8 protein-coding genes are annotated in these 6485 nt (G+C 70.4%); 5 read left to right on the plus strand and 3 right to left on the minus strand.

Annotated features, from left to right (window positions below; all coding sequences use genetic code 11):
• The first annotated feature begins 147 nt into the window (after positions 1-147).
• Entirely contained in the window at positions 148-1752 is a 1605-nt protein-coding gene (locus ABZ495_RS29710; protein WP_359805957.1) for a glycosyltransferase 87 family protein, read from the plus strand.
• A 47-nt stretch (positions 1753-1799) separates the two neighbouring features.
• On the opposite strand, the gene ABZ495_RS29715 is transcribed toward ABZ495_RS29710, so the two are convergent.
• The 3 genes from ABZ495_RS29715 to ABZ495_RS29725 form a co-directional block, all read right to left on the minus strand.
• A complete protein-coding gene (locus ABZ495_RS29715) occupies positions 1800-2834 on the minus strand; it encodes an alanine racemase (RefSeq protein ID WP_329488777.1) in 1035 nt (344 codons plus the stop codon).
• A gap of 43 nt (positions 2835-2877) precedes the next feature.
• Positions 2878-3996, minus strand: a complete 1119-nt coding sequence (locus tag ABZ495_RS29720; protein ID WP_329488776.1) for a peptidoglycan bridge formation glycyltransferase FemA/FemB family protein — start codon at positions 3994-3996, stop codon at positions 2878-2880.
• A gap of 249 nt (positions 3997-4245) precedes the next feature.
• On the minus strand, positions 4246-4545 hold the full coding sequence (locus ABZ495_RS29725) for a hypothetical protein (protein WP_352288535.1): 300 nt from the start codon (positions 4543-4545) through the stop codon (positions 4246-4248).
• Positions 4546-4847: 302 nt separating this feature from the next.
• Between ABZ495_RS29725 and rpsF the strand changes: the two genes are divergently transcribed.
• From rpsF to rplI, 4 genes are all read left to right on the plus strand, one after another.
• Entirely contained in the window at positions 4848-5138 is a 291-nt protein-coding gene (gene rpsF, locus ABZ495_RS29730; protein WP_329488774.1) for a 30S ribosomal protein S6, read from the plus strand.
• Between the two features lie 96 nt (positions 5139-5234).
• Entirely contained in the window at positions 5235-5846 is a 612-nt protein-coding gene (locus ABZ495_RS29735) for a single-stranded DNA-binding protein (RefSeq protein ID WP_329488773.1), read from the plus strand.
• Positions 5847-5924: 78 nt separating this feature from the next.
• Positions 5925-6161: a 30S ribosomal protein S18 gene (gene rpsR, locus ABZ495_RS29740; RefSeq protein ID WP_030304537.1), complete on the plus strand. Its 237-nt coding sequence runs from the start codon at positions 5925-5927 to the stop codon at positions 6159-6161.
• 17 nt (positions 6162-6178) lie between these two features.
• A partial coding sequence (gene rplI / locus ABZ495_RS29745) for a 50S ribosomal protein L9 (RefSeq protein ID WP_359838968.1) occupies positions 6179-6485 on the plus strand: 307 nt, incomplete at its 3' end.

The raw sequence follows: 6485 nt of genomic DNA on the forward strand, positions 1-6485 counted from the left end.
CGCCCTGCCCCGCCCTGCCTCGTCCCGCCGGTCCCCGCCCCGCCGGCACCGGCATTCTCGTCATTTGGCCATGAATCGCCGGATCGGCCCCGGGCCGCTCAGGGGGCCTCCTCGTCCAGCCGGGGGAGGTGCGGCAGGATGTCCGGCATGACGTCGAGCGATCGTGACGAACCCGTCGGCCACATCGGGCCCATCGAGGATTCCGGGCCGGCTCCGGCGGTGCCCGCGAAGGTCGCGCCGCCCGCCACGGTCGCCCCGCCCGCCAACACCGTGGTCGTCCCGGCGGACGAGGACCCGGTGGCCGCGGCCGGCAGCGAGGTGTTCGGCGGCCCGCCCGGCCGCCGCGCGCTGCTGGGCGTCTCCTGGTGGATCCCGGCGCGCTTCCTGGCGCTGGTGGTGATCGTGGTCTCGGTGCTGGGCATGGCGCAGAAGCTGCCCTGCTACGACGCCGCCTGGTTCCAGCCGGGGTCGCCGCAGTACATCCACGCCTGTTACAGCGACATCCCGCACCTGTTCTCCGGGCGCGGCTTCGCGGCCGGCCTGCACCCCTACGTGGACCGGATCCCGGGCACCTCGGGCGATCTGCAGTACCTGGAGTACCCGGTGCTGACCGGGTTCTTCATGCAGATCGCGGCCTGGCTGACGCCCGGCGGCGGCTCGAGCCAGCAGCAGGAGCAGTGGTTCTGGGCGATCAACGCGGGCCTGCTGATGGCCTGCGCGGTGGTCGCCGTGGTCGCGCTCTCCCGCACCCACCGGCGCCGCCCGTGGGACGCGCTGATGTTCGCGCTGGCGCCCTGCCTGCTGCTGAACGCCACCGTCAACTGGGACCTGCTGGCGGTCGCGCTGGCCGCCGTCGCGATGGCCTGGTGGTCCGGTTCGCGGCCGGTCTGGGCCGGTGTCTTCATCGGCCTGGCCACCGCCGCCAAGCTCTACCCGCTGCTGCTGATCGGTCCGCTGCTGCTGCTCTGCTGGCGGGCCGGGCGCTGGCGCGAGTTCCGGGCGATGCTCGGCGGCGCGGTCGGTGCCTGGCTGCTGGTCAACCTGCCGATCATGCTCGCCAACTGGCGGGGCTGGTCGACCTTCTACGTCTTCAGCGAGCACCGCACCGAGGACTACGGCTCGTTCTGGCTGATCCTGATGCAGAGCCGCGGCGTCGGCCTGGCCAACCTCGACCTCTTCATCGGCATCCTGATGGTGCTCGCCTGCCTGGGGATCGCCTGGCTGGCCCTCTCGGCGCCCCGCCGCCCGCGCTTCGCCCAGCTGGCCTTCCTGGTGGTGGCCGCGTTCATCCTGGTCAACAAGGTCTACTCGCCGCAGTACGCGCTCTGGCTGCTGCCGCTGGCGGTGCTGGCCCGGCCGCGCTGGCGGGACTTCCTGATCTGGCAGGCCTGCGAGGTGCTCTACACCCTGGGCATCTGGTCCCACCTGGGCTTCGTCACCGGGCCCAAGCAGCACGGGATCGGCGAGTCCTGGTACCACTTCGCCATCGTGCTGCACCTGCTCGGCACGCTGTACCTGTGCGGCATGGTCATCCGCGACATCCTGCTGCCCGACCGCGACCCGGTGCGCTGGGACGGCACCGACGACCCGTCCGGCGGGGTGCTCGACCACGCCCCGGACGTCTTCGTGGTCGGCACCGCCCGACAGCTGCGGGAGGCGGCGAGCTACGCCGGCTACGCGCCGGCCGGCCCCGAGCTGTGGCTCGACGACGAGCCGCACGCGCCGGAGACCGCCGGCAGCGCCAAGCCGTAGGGCGGGCCGGGAGCCCGTCCGCCCGGACGGGCTCCCGGCCGCGTGCTCTAGCGGTCCACCACGCGGTCGAAGTGCGTGGTGGTGTGCCGGACCTGAAGGACGAGTTCGTCGCCGACCACCGGCGGCTTGGTCTCGTTGTCCAGCAGGAGCAGCGAGACCTGCATGTGCGGCGGCTCGGCGAACCAGAGCTGCTTGCCGGCCCAGTTGAACGGCGACTTGGTCTTGTTGACCGTCGCCAGACCGGCCCGGGCGATGCCCTTGGCCCGCGAGGACATGCCCTGGACGTACTTGGGCGCCTCCAGGCCGATGCCGTGCGCGGTGCCGCCGGCGACCACCAGCAGGTGGCCGTCGGTGGGCGCCGGGTGCTGGCGGTAGCCGTAGCGGTCGCCCTTCGCGACCGGGGTGACGTCCAGCACCGTGGCCCGGACCTCCAGCGCACCGTGGTCGCCGAGCCAGAGCCGGGTGCCGATCCGGGCGCGGAAGACGGTGCCGGGGTAGCGCTGGGCCAGCTTCTCCATGCCGGCCGCGCCGAGGTGGCTGACGAACACGGTGTGCACGGGGATGCCGGCCGCCCGGGCGGTGTCCACCCAGTGGGCGACCTCGTCCACCGGGTCGGAGCCGTCCGGCCGGTCCATCGGCAGGTGCAGCGCCAGGCCCTCGAAGGAGACGCCGTCCAGCTCGGCGGCGACCGCCGGCAGGTCGGCCGCGCTCACCCCGTGCCGGCGCATGGTGGTCATGCACTCCACCACCACCCGGGCGCCGTGCAGCGCGCGCAGCCCGTCCAGGCTCGCCACCGTCCGGATCACCCGGGCGTGCGGCAGCGGCAGCACCTCCTCGCCGACCCGGTACGGGGTGAGCACCAGCAGCTCGCCGCCGTACCAGTCGGCCGCGTCGGCCGCCTCGTAGGCGGTGCCGACGGCCATCACGCCGGTGCCGAGCAGGGTCGCCTCCTCGGCGAGCCGGTGGTTGCCCAGGCCGTAGCCGTTGCCCTTCGCCACCGGCACCAGGCCGGGGAACTCGGCCAGGACGGAGCGCTGGTGGGTGCGCCAGCGTTCGGTGTCGAGGTAGAGCGACAGCGTCATCGGGTCATCTCCCAGGGGGTGTTGGGCACGGCGGGCAAGCGGCTCAGCGGCGCGACATGTAGAGGTCGAGCGCCTTGTGCAGCAGCTTGTTGAGCGGGAAGTCCCACTCGCCGAGGTACTCGGCGGCCTGGCCGCCGGTGCCGACCTTGAACTGGATCAGGCCGAACAGGTGGTCGTTCTCGTCCAGCGTGTCGCTGATGCCGCGCAGGTCGTACACCCCGCCGCCGAGCGCGTACGAGTCGCGCATCATCCGCCACTGGATCGCGTTGGACGGCTTGACCTCGCGCTTGTGGTTGGCCGAGGCACCGTAGGAGTACCAGACGTGCTCACCGACCACGAGCATCGTGGTCGCGGCCAGCGGCTCGCCCTCGTGGTAGGCGATGTAGAGCCGCATGCGGTTCGGGTCCTCGGAGGTGAGGGCCTTCCACATGCGCTGGAAGTAGGCCAGCGGGCGCGGGGTGAAGCGGTCGCGCTCGGCGGTCACCAGGTACAGCTGGTGGAAGATCGGCAGCTCGTCGTAGCCGCCCTGGACCACCTCGACGCCGCTCTTCTCGGCCTTCTTGATGTTCCGGCGCCAGAGCTGGTTGAAGCCCTTCTGGATGTCGTCCAGCGAGCGGTTGGCCAGCGGCACCTGGAAGACGTAGCGCGGCTGGACGTCGCCGAAGCCGGCGCCGCCGTCCTCGCCCTGCAGCCAGCCGGCCTTGCGGAGCCGGTCGGCCACCTCGAAGGCGCGCGGCTCGTACCAGTCGGCCTCGATGTCGCGCAGGCGCTTGGCCTGCTTGGCGGCGATGGCCTCCTTGATGGTCGGCGCGTTCCACCGGCGGATCACCACCGGCGGGCCCATCTTCACCGAGAAGGCGCCCTGCGACTTGAGGTGCGCCAGCATCGGGGAGAGCCAGCGCTCGATGTCGCGGTCGAACCAGTCGATCACCGGGCCCTCGGGCAGGTACGCCAGGTAGCGCTTGACCTTCGGCAGCTGGCGGTAGAGCACCAGCCCGGCGCCGACGATCTGGTTGGACTCGTCGATCCAGCCGATCGACTCCGAACGCCACTCCGCCTTCACGTCGCCCCAGGACGGCACCTGCATGTGGCTGGCAGAGGCGCGGCTCCTGATGAAGGCGAGGTGCTCCTCGCGGGTGATCGTCCTCAGGCGCAGGCTCATGCTCGGTGCTCCTCGTCGGTCGGGCTGCGGGCGGCCCCAGGTTCTCGGGCTGACCCTATCGTCCGGGGCACCGGCGCCCACGGCTGCGGGCGTGGCGGCGCCCCCGTCACCTACCTGTCTCACTGATGAGGTACGTGACGGGGGCGCCGAGAGTTCCGGCGGCGCCGGAGGGGTCGGGGTGGTCTGGGCCGGTCTGGGCCGGTCTGGGCCGGTCGGGGCAGGTCGGGACGGTCGGTGCGGTTCGCGGGGCTAGCCCCAGAGGCCGCCGTGGGCCACGCCCAGGTAGAAGCCGAAGGCCGAGGCGGTGAGGCTGATGACCAGGACGAAGCGCTCGGCCGTGGTGACGGAGACGAACTGCCCCCAGAGGCCGGTGACGATGCCGAGGAGCCCGGTCCACGAGCTCAGCAGATGGAGGTTGTGGAAGAACGACGTCGTGAAGGCCAGCACGCCCAACAGCAGGGTGATGCCGACCAGGGTGTTCTCGCGGGGGTGCCGGTTGCCGTCGGTGTTCAGGGTGAGGGCGGGGAACCGGTGGAAGGTCTGGGCCATGTGTCCCACCTCCTGGCGGAGAGACGAACGAGCAGGAAACCCGTTCCGTCCAGATTGCGGTGGTTGGGGCGCGGATCACAACCCCTATGCATTTTGTTCGGCCGTCCGGGTGCGGGTAGGCTGTGCCGTCTGCACTGGTGTAGTTGTGCCCCCTTGCGCCCTCTTCCGGGTGGACGGGGGTCGAGTGTCGGACCGGACCACTACGGTGGGCCGGTGTCGTCACTGACTCCGGTGCCGACGCTGCACAACCCTCCTGCCACGGAGAGACCGTGGCCGCTGAGTCCAAAGGAGGTGGGTTACACATGCGTCACTACGAGCTGATGGTCATCCTCGACCCCTCGGTCGAGGAGCGCGCTGTCTCCCCCCTGATCGAGAACTTCCTCACTGTCGTCCGCAACGGCGGCGGCAAGGTGGAGAAGGTCGACACCTGGGGTCGTCGCCGTCTGGCTTACGAGATCAACAAGCAGTCCGAGGGCATCTACTCGGTCATCGACCTCAAGGCCACGCCTGAGGTCGTCAAGGAACTCGACCGCCAGCTTGGCCTGAGCGAGTCGGTTCTGCGGACCAAGGTCCTGCGCCCGGACACCCACTGAGCCACCTCTGAGGCCCTCGGGCCTCGGGTAGCTCGCGTCCGCTGTTTCACGTGAAACAGCGGTGAACGGAACTCTTCCGGAGAGGTCATCACCACCATGGCAGGCGAGACCGTCATCACCCTCGTCGGCAATCTCGTCGACGACCCCGAGCTGCGCTTCACCCCGTCGGGTGCGGCGGTCGCGAAGTTCCGCATCGCGTCCACTCCCCGCACCTTCGACCGTCAGACGAACGAGTGGAAGGACGGCGAGAGCCTCTTCCTCACGTGCAACGTCTGGCGGCAGCCGGCGGAGAACGTCGCCGAGTCGCTGCAGCGCGGCATGCGCGTCATCGTGCAGGGCCGACTGCGCCAGCGGTCTTACGAGACCAAGGAAGGCGAGAAGCGGACGGTCTTCGAGGTCGAGGTCGACGAGGTGGGCCCGAGCCTGCGTTCGGCGACCGCGAAGGTCACCCGGGCCAACCGGTCCGGCGCTCCCGGCGGCGGCGGCTTCGGCGGCGGCCAGCAGGGCGGCGGCGGCCAGGGCGGCGGTAACTGGGGCGGCGGTGGCGGCCAGCAGGGCGGCAACTGGGGTGGAAACTCCGGTGGCCAGTCCGGCCCGTCCGACGACCCGTGGGCGTCCAGCGCTCCCTCTGGTGGCAACAGCAACCAGAGTGGCGGCAGCTGGGGCGCTCCGTCCGGTGGCGGCTTCTCGGAAGAGCCCCCGTTCTAAGAGCTGACAGATTTCGTGCGGCCCGGCGCCGGCGTCGTGAGACGCCTGCCGGGCCGTGAACCCCAAATGGAGCACACAATGGCGAAGCCGCCTGCTCGCAAGCCGAAGAAGAAGGTTTGCGTCTTCTGCAAGGACAAGGTCAACTACGTTGACTACAAGGACACGAACCTGCTGCGGAAGTTCATCTCCGACCGCGGCAAGATCCGTGCCCGCCGGGTGACCGGCAACTGCACCCAGCACCAGCGTGACGTCGCCACGGCCGTGAAGAACAGCCGTGAGATGGCGCTGCTGCCCTACACCAGCACCGCGCGCTAAGAGAGGGTGACCAAGTAATGAAGATCATCCTCACGCACGAGGTGCCGGGTCTCGGCTCCGCCGGCGAGGTCGTCGAGGTCAAGGACGGCTACGCCCGCAACTACCTGGTCCCGCGTGGCTTCGCCATCCGCTGGACCAAGGGCGGCCAGAAGGACGTCGACGCCATCCGTCGCGCCCGCAAGATCCACGAGATCCAGACCCTTGAGGCCGCCAACGAGGTCAAGGGCAAGCTCGAAGGCGTCCAGGTCAAGCTGGCCGTTCGCTCGGGCGAGGCCGGCCGTCTGTTCGGTTCGGTGACCCAGGCCGACGTCGTGGAGGCCATCA

The sequence above is a fragment of the Kitasatospora sp. NPDC005748 genome (assembly GCF_040630735.1).
GTDB lineage: Bacteria > Actinomycetota > Actinomycetes > Streptomycetales > Streptomycetaceae > Kitasatospora.

Coding starts and splice junctions, on each gene's coding strand:
- ABZ495_RS29720 (WP_329488776.1), bottom strand. CDS start 3,996: ATGAGCCTGCGCCTGAGGACGATCACCCGCGAGGAGCACCTCGCCTTC.
- ABZ495_RS29710 (WP_359805957.1), top strand. CDS start 148: ATGACGTCGAGCGATCGTGACGAACCCGTCGGCCACATCGGGCCCATC.
- rpsR (WP_030304537.1), top strand. CDS start 5,925: ATGGCGAAGCCGCCTGCTCGCAAGCCGAAGAAGAAGGTTTGCGTCTTC.
- rpsF (WP_329488774.1), top strand. CDS start 4,848: ATGCGTCACTACGAGCTGATGGTCATCCTCGACCCCTCGGTCGAGGAG.
- ABZ495_RS29725 (WP_352288535.1), bottom strand. CDS start 4,545: ATGGCCCAGACCTTCCACCGGTTCCCCGCCCTCACCCTGAACACCGAC.
- ABZ495_RS29735 (WP_329488773.1), top strand. CDS start 5,235: ATGGCAGGCGAGACCGTCATCACCCTCGTCGGCAATCTCGTCGACGAC.
- ABZ495_RS29715 (WP_329488777.1), bottom strand. CDS start 2,834: ATGACGCTGTCGCTCTACCTCGACACCGAACGCTGGCGCACCCACCAG.